The sequence below is a fragment of the Nesterenkonia populi genome, assembly GCF_007994735.1.
GTDB lineage: Bacteria > Actinomycetota > Actinomycetes > Actinomycetales > Micrococcaceae > Nesterenkonia > Nesterenkonia populi.
Map to the genome: position 1 here is coordinate 867,222 of NZ_VOIL01000001.1, position 16,075 is coordinate 883,296.

Genomic DNA, 16,075 nt, shown 5'->3' on the forward strand with positions numbered 1-16,075 from the left:
GATGACGACGCCGACCGCCGTGGGCAGCCTCGCCCCGCACCGCGAGTTCAGCCAGGAGGAGATCGAGGCGGGCCGCACCGCCTACGCCCTGGACCGCGAGCACGTCTTCCACTCCTGGTCCGCTCAGGAGACCCTGGCCCCGATGACCGTCCTCGACGCCGAAGGCTCCTGGATCTGGGACGGTGAGGGCAGCCCCCTGCTGGACCTCACGAGCCAGCTGATCTACACCAATGCCGGCCACAGGCATCCGCGCATTGTGCAGGCCGTCAGAGATCAGGCGGAGAAGCTCTGCACCGTCGCGCCCCAGCACGCCAACGACGCCCGCTCCGAGGCGGCCCGGCTGATCGTCGAACGGCTCCCTGCGGACATCAGCCACGTCTTCTTCACCGCCGGCGGTGCTGACGCCAACGAGCACGCCGTCCGGATGGCCCGGCACCACACCGGCCGGCGGAAGGTCCTCTCCGCGTACCGCAGCTACCACGGCGGCTCCCAGCTGGCGGTGAACCTGACCGGTGACCCCCGCCGGATTCCGAATGAGGAGGACGCCGGGGTCGTCCACTTCCTGCCCGCCTACACCTACCGCTCCTACTTCGCCCCTGAGGGTCAGAAGGACGCCTGGACGGAGCAGGACGAGGCGCAGGCGGCGCTGGCGCACCTGAAGCAGGTCCTGGAGCTGGAGCGTCCGAGCTCGGCCGCCGCCATCATCCTGGAGGCCATCCCCGGCACAGCCGGCATCTACCTGCCCCCGGCCGGATACCTGGAGGGCGTGCGGCAGCTCTGCGACGAGCACGGCATTGTGATGATCCTCGACGAGGTGATGGCCGGCTTCGGCCGCTCCGGGAAGTGGTTCGCCCACCAGCACTATGAGGTGGAGCCTGACATCGTCACCTTCGCCAAGGGCGTGAACTCCGGGTACGTGCCCATGGGCGGGGTCGCTATGGATGATGCGATCTATTCGAGCTTCGCCGAGCAGGCCTATCCGGGCGGGCTCACCTACTCCGGCCACCCGCTGGCCGCAGCAGCCGCAGTCGCCACCATCCGCGCCATGGCCGAGGAGGAGATGGTGGAGAACGCCGCCCGGCTGGGCGAGCACGTCATCGGGCCCAAGCTGCAGCAGATCAGGGAGAACCACCCGTCCGTCGGCGATGTCCGCGGCACCGGCGCGTTCTGGGCCGTCGAGCTGGTCCAGGACCGCGCCACCCGGGAGCCGCTGGCACCCTACGGACAGACCCACGAGGTCATGGGACGGATTGTCGCGGCCTGCAAGGAGCGGGGCGTGCTGCCGTTCGTGAACATGAACCGGATCCACGTCTGTCCGCCGCTGAACATCGCCGAGGAGGAGATCACCTTCGGCCTTGACGTCCTCGACGAGGTTCTCGCCCTCGCCGACGAGCACGCGGCCTGAATGGCGGAGGGCCAGGCGCCGACTGATCACCAGGCGCACGGCGCCATCACGGCATGGGCGCTGCCCGGAATCCCGGCGGTCCGGCCCGGCGATGACCTCGCCGCTCTGATCCTCGGCGCTCTTGCTGCGCAGGGTGAGGCCGGGGCGCTCGCCGACGGGGACATCCTGGTGGTGACCTCCAAGATCGTCTCCAAGGCGGAGGGCCGGATCGTCGCCGCCGAGGATCGTGAGGAGGCGATCAGCGCCGAGACCGTCCGGGAGGTGGCCTCCCGTGCTCGCGCCGACGGTCCGGGCCGAACCCGGATCGTGGAGAACCGGCTCGGCATCGTCGCTGCGGCAGCCGGAGTCGACGCCAGCAACACGGAGGACGGCACCGTCCTGCTGCTGCCGGAGGACCCGGATGCCTCCGCGGACAGGCTGCGACAGTCCCTCTCCGAGGAGCTGGATGTGCAGGCAGGCGTGCTGATCTCAGACACGCTGGGCAGGGCGTGGCGGATGGGCCAGACCGACGCCGCGATCGGTGCCTCCGGGGTGCGGGTCATCCACGACCACCGCGGCGGCACCGACTCCGCCGGCAAAGAGCTGACCGCCACGGCGATCGCCGCAGGGGATGAGATCTGCGCGATGGCGGACCTGGTCAAAGGCAAGGCGGCAGGCCTGCCGGTGGCGGTGGTCCGAGGTCTCGGCCACCTCGTGGCCCTGGAGGGGCCCGGCGCTCGGAGCCTGGTGCGCACCGGCCCGGGGGACATGTTCCGCCTCGGCACCGACGAAGCCATCGCCGAAGGCCGCCGCCAAGCCTACGAAGAGATCGCGGCCGCAAGCTCCAAAGCGTCCTGAGCGAGCCGTCGGCTGGTGGTCTCATCCCGCATCCAGAGCGGGGCGGCCCGGGCTCGGATTCCTGCTCCCTCCAGGGCAGGGAGGGCGGCGGCGTCCTCCTCCGCGAGCAGCCAACCGTCCAGCAGGCCGCCCCCAGCGCGGGCGCCGTAGGCCTGGGCCGCAGCGGCGGCCGAGCAGTCATAGCCGAGCACCTCCAGGCACTGCCGGGCCATCCCCTGCACCGGCGCCGTCCCGATGATCGGTGAGACCCCGACCACCGGGACGGCCGCTTCGCGCAGCGCCTCCCCGATCCCAGGGATACCCGGCAGACCCGGGCGCTCGCCGACGCCGGGAAGCCCCAGCACGGTGCCGATGGACACCACCGGGTTGGACGGCGCCAGCAGGATCACATCCGCTTCAGCCAGCGCCTCCTTCACCCCCGGGCCCGCTCGGGCCTGCTCGACGCCCCGCTGCACGAACCGCTGGGCCCGGGCTGAGGCACGGGTGCGCACCCACCACTCCTCAAAATGCATCTCCGTGACCTGACCGTCCTCCTCGGCAGTCACCCAGGTCTCCACCTCCTGGTCCGTGGCCGGAAGAAGCCGAGTCCGCGGGGCTTGGAACGCCTCGCTCCAGCGTGCGCACAGCCGGTCCGTCACCGCGGAGAGGGGCATGCCTTCCTGCAGCATCGCGGTGCGGGCGACGTGGGTTCCCAGATCCAGGTCGCCGAGGGTGAACCAGGGCCATCCCACCCCGTACTCGGCCAGCTCCGCGCTGACCCGTTCGCTCTCACCCTCGCGGCCCCAGCCGCGCTCAGCGTCGTTCATCCCCGCCAGCGCGTACATCATCGAGTCCAGATCCGGGCAGACCCGCAGGCCCGTGAGCCACATGTCGTCCCCGGTGTTCACGATGACGCTGATCCTGTCCTCCGGGCCCAGGGCTGCGCGCAGTCCCTTCACGAACTTGGCGCCGCCCACTCCTCCGGCGATCACCGCCGCCCTCATGCGGGCGTCTCCGCAGGCGTGCTGCTCAGCATGTAGTGCTCGGGACGGAAAGCGGCGTACCGGCGTCGGTACTCCTCGGCGGTCCCGGGCCAGAGCAGAGTCACCCGCCCGGTGCCGCGGTCGCGGTACCAGCTGGTGCACCCCGGGCTGACCCAGGCCGTCGCCGCAGCCCGCTCATCGATCATCGCCGTATAGGCTCGCTCGGCCTCCGGGCGCGCCTCCCATACGCCGCCCCGCGGGACAGCAGCCAGGGTGCTGAGCAGCTGCTCGAACTGGGCCTCCAGCATCGCCACCGCGGAGTTGTGCCCCAGCGCCGCGTTCGGACCTCCCAGGAGCATGCAGTTCGGGAACCCGGAGACCGCGGTCGAGGCGTAGGAGGTCATTCCGCCGGCCCAATGCTCAGCGAGGCTGGTCCCGCCCCGCCCGAATACTGCGGAGGCGATCGCCGGCCGGGAGGCATCGAATCCGGTGGCGAACACCAGCGCGTCCAGCTCATAGGTGCGGCCCGAGGCAGCCCGGACGCTCTGTCCCCTCACAGTGACTGGTGCGGAGGCCTCCACCGACACCGCGCCGGAGGCCGCCGCCGGGTAGAAGTCGTCTGAGAGCAGCACCCGCTTGCACCCCACTTCGGATGCCGGGGCCAGGGCGTCACGGACCGGGCCCGGAGGGATGCTGCGGTGCAGGTGCTCCTGCGCGCGGCGACGCAGCGCCTCATGCGCCTCGGTGCCCAGCACACGAGCCTCGAAGCCGGCATCCAGATCCTGGAAGATCTCCGCCCGATGCGCCGCCCGGGCCTCGCTGTTCCCGGCGAACGCCTGCCGCTCGGCGCGGTCGTAGGCGGCGTCCCCCTTCGGGATGATCCAGGGGGCGCTGCGCTGGAACACCGTCACCTCAGCACCCTGCTCAGCGAGGGCGGGAGCGACCTGCACCGCGGAGGCGCCCGAGCCGACCACGCCGACCCGCGTGCCCTCCGGAGCGATGCTGGGATCCCAGCGTGCGGTGTGACAGACGGGCCCCGGGAACGTCACCAGCCCCGGCAGCTCGGGCAGGGCCGGCCGAGTGAATCGCCCGGGGGCGAGCACGAGGACAGAGGCGGTCACCGTTCCTGCCGAGGTGAGCACCCGCCAGCAGCGTTCGTCGTCATCCCACGCTGCGGACAGCATCCGGACCCCGCAGCGGATATGGCCGGAGACCTCCTCCGCACACTCCTGCAGGTATTGGTGAATCTCCTCCGCGGGAGCGAAGCGGCGTCGCCAGTCCGGCTTCGGAGCGAAGGAGAAGGAGTACAGGTGGGACGGGATGTCGCAGGCAGCCCCCGGGTAGGTGTTGTCCCTCCAGGTGCCGCCGACCGTCCCAGCCCGCTCAAGCACCAGGAAGGAGCGCTCCCCGCTGCGGGCCAGCCGGATCCCCGCACCGATGCCTGCGAACCCCGCGCCGACCACCAGCACCCGGACGTGAGTTCCCTCCAGCGCTGTCACGCGGCGGCTCCCGCCAGGGTGCCCAGCGGCTCGTAGACGGTGCTGCGCTGCACCGGAGTCCGGCCCAGCGCCTCCGCGCTCCTGCGCACATCCGCCAGGCTCAGGCTGCGGCCGGCCTCCGGGTCAGCCTCCGGGCGCAGCCCTTCGAGGAGAACTCCGCCGAGGTCATCCGCGCCGCCGGCCAGCACCGCCTCAGCCGCGCCCAGCCCGAACTTGGGCCAGGCCGCCTGGATGTGGTCGATCTGACCGGCGAGCATCAGTCGCGCGACGGCGTGCACTGCCCGGGTCTGCCGGTCGTCGGCCATCCTTCGCACCCATGGCACCGGAGCTGGGGAGTCCTGGGGCAGAAGGGGCATCGCGATGAACTCCGTGAAACCGCCCGTCTGCTGCTGCAGCCGCCGCAGGGCGATGATGTGCTGCACCGTCTGCAGCGGGGTCTCCAGGTGACCGTAGACCATGGTCGCGGTGGAGCGCAGCCCGGCCCGGTGCGCACTGCCGATCAGCTCCAGCCACTGCACGGCCGGCATATCCGTGCCTGCGCTGAGCACGTGCCGCAGTTCGTCGTCGAGGATGCGGGCAGCTGTCCCCGGCACCGATCCGACTCCGTGGGCCTTCAGCCGCTGCTGGAACTCGGTGGGGGAGATGCTCAGCCGGCCGGCGGCGTCCAGGATCTCCGCCGGCCGGTAGGCGTGCAGGTGAAGGTCCGCTCCGGCGCGCAGAGCGTCCACGAGGTCCAGATATGCCTGGCCGGGCAGGGAGGCGTCCACCGGCCCCTGCACACAGATCTCGGTGGCGCCCCCCGCGGCAGCCTCCGCGGCGATCCCCCGCAGATCGTCATCGCTGAGCCCCCCGCGGAGCTGATGGGGGTCGTAGAGGGCGGCGCTGACGTTGCGGTTCACCGCGCAGGTCAGCTGATCGCCCACCCGTTCGGCGCGGACGGCATCAGCCAGCGAGGCGAGCCGCTCAAGGGCCTCCCCGCTGGCCTGCAGCAGCCGCGCCCAGTCCTGCTCGGCCAGCCGGTCACCGTCCTCTTCGGCCTGCCGGAGCAGGGTGCGGTCGGCATCAGTGTGCAGGGCGGGGGCGAGGCGCTGCGCAGCAGGTCCCGCCGCACCGGTCTCAAGCAGCCGCCGGACTGGGCTGCGGAGCCGGTGATCCAGCCAGTAGTCCGGCTCAGCGGTCCAGCGCGGGTGGGCGGTGAGCCGCTCGTCCAGCTCGTAGCCGGCCTCGGCGGTCATCCGGGCCAGGTCCTCGATCTGCGGCCAGGGCCGCTCGGGGTTCACATGGTCGGGGGTCACGGGACTGACCCCGCCCCAGTCGTCGACTCCGGCCCGCAGCAGCAGCCGCAGCTCCTGCGGGTCGGTGAGATTCGGCGGCGCCTGGATGTGGGCCTCCGGGCCCATGACCCAGCGGGCCACCGCCACTGAGGCCACATACTCGGAGGTGGCGAGGTCCGGCTCGTTCTGCATCGCAGTGCGGGGCTTGGCGCGGAAGTTCTGGACGATCGTCTCCTGGATGTGGCCCCACTTCCGGTGGGCGTCCCGGATGGCGAAGAGGGAGTCGGCCCGGTCCGCCAGGGTCTCCCCGATGCCGAGCAGGATCCCCGTGGTGAAGGGGATCCTGGAGCGTCCGGCGTCGTCGAGCACGCGCAGCCGCACCTGCGGGTCCTTGTCCGGGGAGCCGTAGTGCGCCCCGCCCGGCTGGGACCAGAGGGCCGAGGATGTCGTCTCCAGCATCATCCCCATCGAGGGTGCGGCGGGCCGCAGCCGCTGCATCTCGGTCCAGGTCATCACCCCTGGGTTCAGGTGCGGCAGCAGTCCCGTCTCCTCCCGGACCAGCTCCGCCGTCTCCCGGACGTAGTCGAGCGTGGAGGCGCATCCGTGCTCAGCCAGCCACTCGCCGGCCGCCTCCCAGCGGTCCTCGGGCCGGTCGCCCAGGGTGAAGAGGGCCTCCTTGCAGCCGGCCTCGGCCCCTTCCCGTGCGATCCGCAGCACCTCCTCGCGGGAGAGGAACGGCTGCTTCCCCTGCTTCCTGAGGCCGCCGGGGGTGTCCACGAACGTGCAGTAGCGGCACCGGTCCCGGCACAGGGTGGTCAGCGGGATGAACACCTTCTTCGAATAGGTGATCCGCCGGCCGGTGCTGTCCCCGCGCGCGGCGGCGCCCTCATCGCGCAGGCGTCCGGCAAGGTTCAGCAGCCGCTCCAGCTGGGGGCCGCGGGCGGCCAGCAGAGCCTCGGCGTGGGCAGGCGTGGGCTCCCCGCTGCTCTCCGCGTGGGCCAACGCGGAGAGCACCGGCTCCTGGGGGAGCGGGTCGGCCGCCTCCGGCCGAGGAGGCTGAAGATCTACCGCGACTCGGCTCATGCGGGCGCTCCTGCCGGTGATGGGGCGCGGGCTGCGATGAGTCCCAGCTCGTGAGCCGCGACGGCCGTGGCCGGTCCCAGACCGATGCCTGCGGCGGCCCGAAGGTCAGCGAGGGTGTCCGCATCGCAGCGCAGCGCCGAGGTCGCCGGAATGCCCAGATCGGTGCAGCCGACCTCATCGTGGAGGCGGGCTGAGCTCGGGCCGAACTGCGGGCGGTGCCGGGCGGGGGCCGCGGCGGTGATCAGCACTGTTCCGGTGCCTGCGCGGTCGGGGACGTATCCGAGGGGCACCCGTGCTGCGAGCCGCAGGGCGGCGCCCAGGTCCTCGGGGCGCAGGGCGGGGAGGTCGCCGAGCATCACAGCGGTGCGCGGCGCGTCCCCCAGTGCGGCGATGCCTTCCTGGACTGCGGCTGTGAGACCGGGTCTGCTCTGGACGAGGACCTCGCCGGGCAGTCCTGCTGTCCAGCCGGGATCGTCAGTGACGAGCAGCAGACGTGTCACTGCGGGGCAGCGGGCGGCGGCCTCCAGCGTGTCCCGGGCCAGAGCCTCGGCAAGCTGCTGCCTGGCGGCCAGGGGGCCGTTCAGCTCTGCCGCCAGCCGGCTCTTGCCGGTGGAGGGACAGCGGACCGGCACTGTCAGGCTGAATCCGTCACGGTCCGGTGTGCCGCTGATGCGCACGCTCTTCCTCCCTCTCAGGTGCTGCTCGGGGTACCGAAGAAGACTATGTTTTCCATTGAGCACGCGAGGTTTACACAGTGGAAAAACGCTATCATCCTGCCTTGACACTATGTATCCGGAGGGGCAGTGAATGCTCTGGAAGGATCGACGCAATTCCGGAGATGAACCAGAACATGTGAAATTTATTTAACGTGATATTAACAAAGAGGGGACACTGCTATGACGATGGTCCGCGTCGCGCTCAGCCAGACCGCCTGGACCGGCGACAAGGAGACCATGCTGGCCAAGCATGAGGACTTCGTGCGCCGCGCCGCCGCCGAGGGCGTCCAGGCGATCTGCTTCCAGGAGCTCTTCTACGGGCCCTACTTCGGCATCACCGAGGAGAGGAAGTACTACAGCTTCGCCGAGCCCGCCGACGGGCCCATCGTGCAGCGCTTCGCCGCGCTGGCCCAGGAGCACTCCATGGTGATGGTCCTGCCCATCTACGAGGAGGAGATGGCCGGGGTGTACTACAACACAGCCGTCGTCGTCGATGCCGACGGCGCCATCCTCGGCAAATATCGGAAGAACCACATCCCGCATGTGGACTCCTTCTACGAGAAGTTCTACTTCCGCCCCGGCAACCTCGGCTGGCCCGTCTTCGACACCGCCGTCGGCCGGATCGGGGTCTCCATCTGCTACGACAGGCACTTCCCCGAAGGCTGGCGGATGCTCGGGCTCGGAGGGGCCGAGATCGTGTTCAACCCCAACGCCTCCAAGCCCGGCCTCTCCAACCGGCTCTGGGAGCTCGAGCAGCCCACTGCCGCGGCCGCCAACGGGTACTTCGTGGTGGTCCCCAACCGAGTCGGAAAAGAGGACAACGAGTATGGGGAGAAGGCCGTGAGCTTCTACGGCACCAGCTACGTGGCAGATCCGCGCGGAAACTTCGTCGGGGAGACCGGCTCCTCCGAGCACGAGGAGCTGCTGATCCGCGACATCGACAAGGAGCAGATCCGCGAGGTCCGCGACAGCTGGCAGTTCTACCGCGACCGCCGCCCCGACACCTACAGCGCCATCACCGCCCCCTGATAAGGAGCAGTCCGATGAAGACCCTGATCACCAACGGCACCGTCGTCAACGCCACCGGAACCGGGCAGGCCGACGTTCTCATCGAGGATGAGAAGATCTCCGCCCTCTTCACTCCCGGCACCTACGAGGCCGGCGCCGACAAGATCATCGATGCCGCCGGCAAGTACGTCATTCCCGGCGGCATCGACGCCCACACCCATATGCAGATGCCCTTCGGCGGCACCAACGCCTCGGACACCTTCGAGACCGGCACCCGGGCGGCGGCCTGGGGCGGCACCACCACCATCATCGACTTCGCCATCCAGAAGCAGGGCCAACGCGTCGAGGACGGCCTGGAGACCTGGCACGGCCTCGCCGACGGCGAATGCGCCGTCGACTACAGCTTCCATCAGGTCATCGGCGGAGTCGACGACAGCTCTCTGAAGGCCATGGAGAAGCTTGTCGACGAGGGGGTGACCTCCTACAAGATGTTCATGGCCTACCCCGGGGTCTTCTACGCCGATGACGCCCAGATCCTCCGGGCCATGCAGAAGGCCCGCGACCTCGGCCTGATGACCATGATGCACGCTGAGAACGGCCCCGCCATCGACGTCCTCGCCGAGCAGCTCGCCTCCCAGGGCAAGACCGCCCCCTACTACCACGGCATCGCACGCGCCTGGCAGATGGAGGAGGAGGCCACGCACCGGGCCATCATGCTCGCCGACCTCACCGACGCGCCCCTGTACATCGTCCACATGTCCGCCAAGCAGGCCGTGGAGCAGGTCGCCTGGGCCCGAGACAAGGCGAAGAACGTCTTCGGCGAGACCTGCCCCCAGTACCTCTACCTCTCCCTGGAGAAGCAGCTCGGCGCCTCCTCCGATCAGTGGGGCGACTTCGAAGGCGCCAAATGGGTGTGCTCCACCCCGCTGCGCAGCGAGCAGGAAGGCCACCTCGAAGCGATGTGGCAGGGGCTGAGGACCAACGACCTGCAGATGGTCTCCACCGACCACTGCCCCTTCTGCATGAAGGACCAGAAGGAGCTCGGCAAGGACGACTTCCGCTCCATCCCCAACGGCATCGGCTCCGTGGAGCACCGTGTGGACCTGCTCTACCAAGGCGTCGTCGACGGACGCATCTCCCTGCCGCGCTGGGTGGAGCTGATCAGCACGACGCCGGCCCGCATGTTCGGCATGTACGGCAAGAAGGGCGTCATCCAGCCGGGGGCCGACGCCGACATCGTCGTCTACGACCCCGCCGGCCACACCAGCATCGGGCTGAACAAGACCCACCACATGAATATGGACTACTCCGCCTGGGAGGGCTTCGAGATCGACGGGCACGTCGACGTCACCATCTCCCGCGGCAGGGTGCTCGTGGAGGACGGTGCCTACAAGGGCGCCAAGGGGCATGGCCAGTTCGTCAAGCGCGGGCTCTCCCAGTACCTCATCTGAGCCAGCACCCGATCTTCAGAACGGAAAGGCACATCACTATGGAATTCGGCGTCGTCGCACAGACGAACCCGCCCGCGGCACGCACGCTCGCGCTGGCGCGGCTCTCCGAGGAGCACGGCTTCGACCACTTCTGGACATACGACTCCCACATCCTGTGGCAGGAGCCGTACGTTATCTACTCGCTGATCCTCGACCAGACCACCACCATCAAGGTGGGGCCGATGGTCACCAACCCGGCCACCCGAGACTGGACGGTCACCGCCTCCCTGCACGCCACCCTCAACGCCCACTTCGGCAACCGGACCGTCTGCGGCATCGGCCGCGGCGACTCCGCCGTCCGTGTGATGAACGGCAAGCCCGTGAAGCTGCGGGACTTCCGCCGCTCGATCGAGGTCATCAGAGGTCTGGCCAGCTCTGAGGCCGCCGAGGTCAACGAGGCCACCATCCAGCTCCCCTGGTCCAAGGGGTCCCGCACCGACGTGTGGGTGGCCGCCTACGGGCCCAAGGCCCTGGCCATCGCCGGTGAGGTCGGCGACGGCTACATCCTGCAGTGCGCCGACGTCGAGATCGCCGAATGGATGATCCAAGCCGTCCGCACCGCAGCAGAGGAGGCCGGCCGCGACCCCGACAGTCTGAGCTTCTGCGTGGCAGCGCCCTTCTACATCACCGACGGCTCGGAGGAGTCCCGCGCCCACGCCATTGAGCAGTCGCGCTGGTTCGGCGGCATGGTCGGCAACCACGTGGCAGACATCGTCTCCCGCTACGGCACCGACTCCGAGGTCCCCAAGGCGCTCACCGACTACATCGCGGACCGCCAGGGCTACGACTACAACCAGCACGGCCGGGCCGGCAACGACCACGTGGACTTCGTTCCCGACGAGATCGTCGAACGGTTCTGCCTCATCGGGACCGCTGAGGAGCACCGGGAGAAGCTCAAGCAGCTCGAAGGCGTCGGCATGACCCAGTTCGCCGGCTACCTCGCCCATGACAACAAAGAAGAGACCCTGCGCGTCTACGGGGAGAAGATCATCCCCGAGTATGACGAGCAGGTCCTCGCCAAGTCCTGAGGATCTATGAGCAGCCTGACCCTGGGATACAAAGCCTCCGCGGAGCAGTTCGGCGCCCGCGAGCTCGTGGAGCTCGCCGTCGCCGCCGAGCAGCACGGCTTCGACTCGGCCTTCATCTCCGACCATTTCCAGCCCTGGCGGCACACAGGCGGCCACGCCCCCTTCTCGCTGGCCTGGCTGACCGCCGCTGGGGAGCGCACCTCCACCATCCGGCTGGGGACCTCGGTGATGACCCCCCACTACCGGTACAACCCCGCCGTCATCGCCCAGGCGTTCGCGACCCTCGGGGTGCTCCACCCCGGGCGGGTGATCCTCGGCGTGGGGTCCGGGGAGGCGCTGAACGAGACCGCCACCGGATGGAACGGCGCGCACGGCAGCAGCGAATGGCCGGCGTTCAAGGAGCGGTTCGCCCGGCTGCGGGAGGCTGTTCGGCTGATCCGGCAGCTCTGGGCTGAGCAGCGGGTCAGCTTCGAGGGCGACTACTACATCACCCGCGACGCCTCCATCTACGACCGTCCGGAGGACCCGGTGCCGGTGTACATCGCCGCCGGCGGCCCCACTGTGGCCAAGTACGCCGGACGGGTGGGCGACGGCTTCATCTGCACCTCCGGCAAGGGGATGGATCTCTACACGGAGAAGCTCATGCCTGCCGTCGCGGAGGGCGCTGAGATCAACGGCCGCCGGATGGACCAGATCGACCGGATGATCGAGATCAAGCTCTCCTACGACCCGGACCCGAAGCAGGCGCTGGAGAACACCCGGTTCTGGGCGCCGCTGTCGCTGAGCCCCGAGCAGAAGCACTCCATCACCGACCCGGTGCAGATGGAGGCCGCCGCAGACGCCCTGCCGATCGAGCAGATCGCCTCGAGATGGATCGTCGGTTCGGACCCGGACGAGGTGGCGGCCCGGATCGGCGAGTACGTCGACGCGGGGTTCACCCACCTGGTCTTCCATGCCCCGGGACAGGACCAGCGCCGGTTCCTGCGGGCCTTCGAGGCAGACCTCGCTCCGCGGCTGCGCCGCATGCCGACGACGCTGCCGGCCGCCTCCGCCGCAGGGGGTGGACGATGACCGCAGCCCCCACACAGGTCAGCCTGAAGAAGGGCGCCGGAACCCGCCTGGGGCCCTGGGTCTGGGGCGCGCTGGGCATCCTCGCGCTGCTGGCGCTCTGGGAGGTCTACAAGTTCCTCGGACCCGACGACGGCGTGCTGATCGGGGAGACCCGGGTCCTCCCGCGGACCTCAGACCTGGCGATGCCGCATATCTGGGAGATGGTCGCCCGCATGTTCCAGGGCGAGACCCAGGCCACCACCGCGGACCCGCTGTGGCTCACTGTGGCCTCCGCCGCCCTGCTCAGCCTCGGGATCGCCGCCTCCGGCTGGCTGGTCGGGGTGATCGTCGGCGTCGGCCTGGCGCTCATCATGCTGCGCTGGCGGGTCGCCGAATGGGGCCTGCTGCCCTGGATCGTGCTGTCCCAGACGGTGCCGATCATCGCCTTCGCCCCCGTGGTCCGCTCCTGGGGCAACCAGCTGGAGCTCGGGATCATCGAGTGGCAGGACTGGATGTCCGTGGCGGTGATCGCCTCCTGGCTGGCCTTCTTCCCCATTGCCGTCGGTGCCCTGAAGGGCTTCCAATCCCCCGAGACCGCCCACGAGGAGCTGATGAAGACCTACGCGGTGGGCTGGTGGACCGCCCTGATCCGGCTGCGCCTGCCGGCCGCGGTCCCCTACCTGCTCTCGGCGTTCCGCCTCGGTGCCGCCAACGCGGTCATCGGCGCGGTGGTGGCCGAGGTCTCCACCGGGCTGCGCGGCGGCATCGGACGCATTCTCATCCAATTCGCAGGACAGGCCTCCAATGACCCCGCCAAGGCGTGGGGCCCCATCTTCGGGGCGATCGCCCTGGGCCTGGTGGCCGCCGGCTCCATCGCCCTGCTGGGCCTGACCCTGCGCAAGTACCGACGAACGGAGACCGCCTCATGAGCACCGCTGTTCACGCCGTCGGCGTCGACAAGATCTTCCCGGCCTCCTCCGGGGAGGTCCACGCCCTCTCAGACATTTCGCTCAACGTCGCCGCCGGGGAGTTCGTCTCCCTGATCGGCCCCTCCGGCTGCGGCAAATCGACTCTGATGCGGCTGATCGCCGACCTCGACCAGCCCACCGGCGGGGAGCTGACCGTCTTCGGCAAGACCCCGGACCAGGCCCGCCGCGACCAGGACTACGGCATCGCCTTCCAGAAGGCGGGCCTGCTGCCCTGGCGGACCGTCAACGACAACATCGGCCTGCCCCTGCAGCTGCACGGGGCTGACAAGGCCGCGCGGAAGGAACGGGTCCAGGAGCTGCTGCACATGGTGGCGCTGGAGGAGTTCGGCGACCATCACCCCGACCAGCTCTCCGGGGGCATGCAGCAGCGCGTCGCCATCGCTCGATCCTTGGCGGAGAAGCCCAGGCTGCTGCTGATGGACGAGCCCTTCGGCGCCCTGGACGAGATGACCCGTGAGCGGATGCAGACGGAGCTGCTGCGGATATGCGCGGAGACCGGCGCCGCCGTCGTCTTCGTCACTCACTCCATCCCCGAGGCGGTGTTTCTCTCGGACCGGGTAGTGGTGATGTCCCCACGGCCCGGCCGGATCGCCGACATTGTGGACATGAAGCTGGCCGACACTGCCGAGCGCGGCGAGGACCTGCGCGAGGAGACCAGCTACTTCGACATGATCACCGCGGTCAGGGAGGCCCTGCACGGGGGAGCTCCGGCCGGACGCGGAGCGGAGACCCGCTGATGGCCGCAAGCACCCTCACGCCTCGGCAGCAGAACCTCGGGCGCATCATCGCCCCGCTGGCGGTCGGCGCCGTCGGGCTGATCCTCTGGCAGCTGGTGGTCGGCGGGCTGGGGATCTCCTCCTACCTGCTGCCCACGCCCCTCTCCATCCTCGAGCAGGCCCTGGAGTTCTCCGACTCGATCCTCACCGCCGCCGGCATCACCGGCTGGAACTCCCTGGTGGGACTGGTGATCGGATCCGTGCTGGGGGTCTGCTTCGCCGCACTGGCGGCATCCTCAAAGTCGGTGGACGCGATGGTCAACCCGATCGTCGCAGCCCTGGCGGTCATCCCGATCGTCGCGCTGGCCCCCATCCTCAACACCATGTTCGGCACCACTCAGTTCCCCCGGCAGGCCATCGCCGGGCTGGCGAGCTTCGTGCCGGTGTTCGTCTCCGCCCTGCGCGGGCTGCGGCAGACCAACCCGGAGCACCGGGACCTGATGCGCACCTACGCAGCCACCGGGCTGCAGACCTTCCGCACCATCACGCTGCCCACCGCCCTGCCCTACGTGTTCACCGGGGTCAGGCTGGCCTCCTCCCTGGCGGTCATCTCCGCCCTGGTGGCGGAGTACTTCGGAGGACCCCGCGGCGGCCTCGGCGGAATCATCTCTGCCGCGGCGGCCTCCAGCCAGTACCCGCGGGCCTGGGCCTACGTGCTGGCCTCGATCGTGCTGGGGCTGCTGTTCTACCTGGCCGCTCTGGCCCTGGAGAAGCTCGCCAACCGCGGGCGGACCGCCATCAGCTGAGACGTCCCACTTGCACCCATCACAAGGAAGAAGGAAGAGAATGAGGAACACACAACCGCGGTTCACCCGCACCGCCAAGGCCACCGGGCTCATCGCCGGCACCGCCCTGATGCTCACCGCGTGCGGCGGGGACAACGGCGACGGCGACGCCGGGGGCGACGACGATCTCACCCAGATCGATCTGCAGCTGCAGTGGCTGCCCCAGGGGCAGTTCGCCGGCTACTTCGCCGCCGTCGAGCAGGGCTTCTTCGAAGAGGAGGGCCTGGAGGTCAACATCATCGAGTCCGGCGGCGACATCGTCCCGCAGGACGCCCTGGCAGGCGGCGACGTCGACTATGCCATCGCCTGGGTGCCGAAGGTCCTCGAGACGCTGGAGGCCACCGGTGCGGAGCTGACCAACGTGGCCCAGACCTTCCAGGACTCCGGCACCGTTCAGGTCGCCTGGGCCGACTCCGACATCGACGGGGTGGAGGACTTCGAGGGGCAGCGCATCGGCTCCTGGGGCTTCGGCAACGAGTGGGAGATCTTCGCGGCGATGGCCGAGTACGACCTCGACTCCACCACCGTGGACATCATCACCCAGTCCTTCGACATGAACGCCTTCCTCGAAGGCGACATCGACGCAGCCCAGGCCATGACATACAACGAGTACGCCATGCTCCTGCAGGCCGAGGACCCGGAGACCGGTGAGCTCTACACCGAGGACGACTTCACCGTCATCGAGTACGAGGAGACGGGCGGCGCCATGCTTCAGGACGCCATCTGGGCCGACACCGAGCGGCTCGAGTCCGACGAGGAGTATGCCGAGGACACCGTCGCCTTCCTGCGCGCGGTGATCCGCGGCTGGGCCTGGGCCGCCGAGAACCCGGAGGAGGCCGCCGACATCACCATCGAGGCCGGCTCCGGCTGGGACCAGCCCCACGAGCTGTGGATGGTCCACGAGACCAACCGTCTCATCTGGCCCGCCGAGGACGGCTTCGGCGTCATCGACGAGGCCGCCTGGGACGAGACCGTCGAGGCCGCCATGAGCGCCACCAACGAGGAGGGCGCCCAGCCCATCACGGAGGAGCCCGACGACTCCGCATGGACCAATGAGTACATCGAGCAGGCGCTGGCCGATCTGGAGGACGAGGACCTGGACCTCACCGGCGAGAACTGGGAGCCGCTGGACCTCTCCTTCGACGAGGAAGTTGAGTTCGAAGGCTGAGCAGC

14 protein-coding genes are annotated in these 16,075 nt (G+C 69.5%); 10 read left to right on the forward strand and 4 right to left on the reverse strand.

Annotation, left to right across the window (positions count from 1 at the left end):
• Window position 1 precedes the first annotated feature (1 nt).
• Together FWJ47_RS04125 and FWJ47_RS04130 are read left to right on the forward strand one after the other, a co-directional pair.
• On the forward strand, window positions 2-1,405 hold the full coding sequence (locus FWJ47_RS04125) for an aspartate aminotransferase family protein (RefSeq protein ID WP_147104496.1): 1,404 nt from the start codon (window positions 2-4) through the stop codon (window positions 1,403-1,405).
• A complete protein-coding gene (locus tag FWJ47_RS04130; RefSeq protein ID WP_147104499.1) occupies window positions 1,406-2,242 on the forward strand; it encodes a coenzyme F420-0:L-glutamate ligase in 837 nt (278 codons plus the stop codon).
• Here the strand turns inward: FWJ47_RS04130 and cofD are convergent.
• The 4 genes from cofD to cofC are packed head-to-tail and all read right to left on the reverse strand — an operon-like array spanning window position 2,203 to window position 7,737.
• Entirely contained in the window at window positions 2,203-3,225 is a 1,023-nt protein-coding gene (cofD, locus tag FWJ47_RS04135; RefSeq protein ID WP_147104502.1) for a 2-phospho-L-lactate transferase, read from the reverse strand. The genes FWJ47_RS04130 and cofD overlap by 40 nt on opposite strands.
• Window positions 3,222-4,703: a flavin-containing monooxygenase gene (locus FWJ47_RS04140; RefSeq protein ID WP_211358963.1), complete on the reverse strand. Its 1,482-nt coding sequence runs from the start codon at window positions 4,701-4,703 to the stop codon at window positions 3,222-3,224. Before FWJ47_RS04140 ends, cofD begins: the two co-directional genes overlap by 4 nt.
• Complete coding sequence (cofG, locus tag FWJ47_RS04145) at window positions 4,700-7,060, reverse strand: 7,8-didemethyl-8-hydroxy-5-deazariboflavin synthase CofG (protein WP_147104505.1); 2,361 nt, start codon at window positions 7,058-7,060, stop codon at window positions 4,700-4,702. The genes FWJ47_RS04140 and cofG overlap by 4 nt, the downstream gene beginning before the upstream one ends.
• The gene (gene cofC / locus FWJ47_RS04150; RefSeq protein ID WP_170228474.1) at window positions 7,057-7,737 is read right to left on the reverse strand and encodes a 2-phospho-L-lactate guanylyltransferase; all 681 of its coding nucleotides are present in this window, start codon (window positions 7,735-7,737) and stop codon (window positions 7,057-7,059) included. The genes cofG and cofC overlap by 4 nt, the downstream gene beginning before the upstream one ends.
• Before the next feature lie 219 nt (window positions 7,738-7,956).
• Between cofC and FWJ47_RS04155 the strand changes: the two genes are divergently transcribed.
• Genes FWJ47_RS04155 through FWJ47_RS04190 form a run of 8 tightly spaced genes read left to right on the forward strand, consistent with a single transcriptional unit; the run spans window position 7,957 to window position 16,070 of the window.
• A complete protein-coding gene (locus tag FWJ47_RS04155; protein WP_147104511.1) occupies window positions 7,957-8,805 on the forward strand; it encodes a nitrilase-related carbon-nitrogen hydrolase in 849 nt (282 codons plus the stop codon).
• A gap of 14 nt (window positions 8,806-8,819) precedes the next feature.
• Window positions 8,820-10,235 carry a dihydropyrimidinase gene (gene hydA, locus FWJ47_RS04160; RefSeq protein ID WP_147104514.1) on the forward strand — a complete coding sequence of 472 codons (1,416 nt, stop codon included), beginning with the start codon at window positions 8,820-8,822 and terminating at the stop codon, window positions 10,233-10,235.
• 38 nt (window positions 10,236-10,273) lie between these two features.
• Window positions 10,274-11,302: a TIGR03842 family LLM class F420-dependent oxidoreductase gene (locus tag FWJ47_RS04165; protein WP_147104517.1), complete on the forward strand. Its 1,029-nt coding sequence runs from the start codon at window positions 10,274-10,276 to the stop codon at window positions 11,300-11,302.
• A gap of 6 nt (window positions 11,303-11,308) precedes the next feature.
• Window positions 11,309-12,373 (forward strand): glucose-6-phosphate dehydrogenase (coenzyme-F420), encoded by a 1,065-nt coding sequence (gene fgd / locus FWJ47_RS04170; RefSeq protein WP_147104520.1) that lies wholly within the window; start codon window positions 11,309-11,311, stop codon window positions 12,371-12,373.
• Window positions 12,370-13,281 (forward strand): ABC transporter permease, encoded by a 912-nt coding sequence (locus FWJ47_RS04175; protein WP_147104523.1) that lies wholly within the window; start codon window positions 12,370-12,372, stop codon window positions 13,279-13,281. Before fgd ends, FWJ47_RS04175 begins: the two co-directional genes overlap by 4 nt.
• Complete coding sequence (locus FWJ47_RS04180) at window positions 13,278-14,078, forward strand: ABC transporter ATP-binding protein (protein WP_147104526.1); 801 nt, start codon at window positions 13,278-13,280, stop codon at window positions 14,076-14,078. Before FWJ47_RS04175 ends, FWJ47_RS04180 begins: the two co-directional genes overlap by 4 nt.
• Entirely contained in the window at window positions 14,078-14,863 is a 786-nt protein-coding gene (locus FWJ47_RS04185) for an ABC transporter permease (protein ID WP_147104529.1), read from the forward strand. The genes FWJ47_RS04180 and FWJ47_RS04185 overlap by 1 nt, the downstream gene beginning before the upstream one ends.
• Before the next feature lie 40 nt (window positions 14,864-14,903).
• On the forward strand, window positions 14,904-16,070 hold the full coding sequence (locus tag FWJ47_RS04190) for an ABC transporter substrate-binding protein (RefSeq protein ID WP_147104532.1): 1,167 nt from the start codon (window positions 14,904-14,906) through the stop codon (window positions 16,068-16,070).
• Window positions 16,071-16,075 lie beyond the last annotated feature (5 nt).

Coding starts and splice junctions, on each gene's coding strand:
- FWJ47_RS04125 (WP_147104496.1), top strand. CDS start 2: ATGACGACGCCGACCGCCGTGGGCAGCCTCGCCCCGCACCGCGAGTTC.
- FWJ47_RS04130 (WP_147104499.1), top strand. CDS start 1,406: ATGGCGGAGGGCCAGGCGCCGACTGATCACCAGGCGCACGGCGCCATC.
- cofD (WP_147104502.1), bottom strand. CDS start 3,225: ATGAGGGCGGCGGTGATCGCCGGAGGAGTGGGCGGCGCCAAGTTCGTG.
- cofG (WP_147104505.1), bottom strand. CDS start 7,060: ATGAGCCGAGTCGCGGTAGATCTTCAGCCTCCTCGGCCGGAGGCGGCC.
- FWJ47_RS04155 (WP_147104511.1), top strand. CDS start 7,957: ATGACGATGGTCCGCGTCGCGCTCAGCCAGACCGCCTGGACCGGCGAC.
- hydA (WP_147104514.1), top strand. CDS start 8,820: ATGAAGACCCTGATCACCAACGGCACCGTCGTCAACGCCACCGGAACC.
- FWJ47_RS04165 (WP_147104517.1), top strand. CDS start 10,274: ATGGAATTCGGCGTCGTCGCACAGACGAACCCGCCCGCGGCACGCACG.
- fgd (WP_147104520.1), top strand. CDS start 11,309: ATGAGCAGCCTGACCCTGGGATACAAAGCCTCCGCGGAGCAGTTCGGC.
- FWJ47_RS04175 (WP_147104523.1), top strand. CDS start 12,370: ATGACCGCAGCCCCCACACAGGTCAGCCTGAAGAAGGGCGCCGGAACC.
- FWJ47_RS04180 (WP_147104526.1), top strand. CDS start 13,278: ATGAGCACCGCTGTTCACGCCGTCGGCGTCGACAAGATCTTCCCGGCC.
- FWJ47_RS04185 (WP_147104529.1), top strand. CDS start 14,078: ATGGCCGCAAGCACCCTCACGCCTCGGCAGCAGAACCTCGGGCGCATC.
- FWJ47_RS04190 (WP_147104532.1), top strand. CDS start 14,904: ATGAGGAACACACAACCGCGGTTCACCCGCACCGCCAAGGCCACCGGG.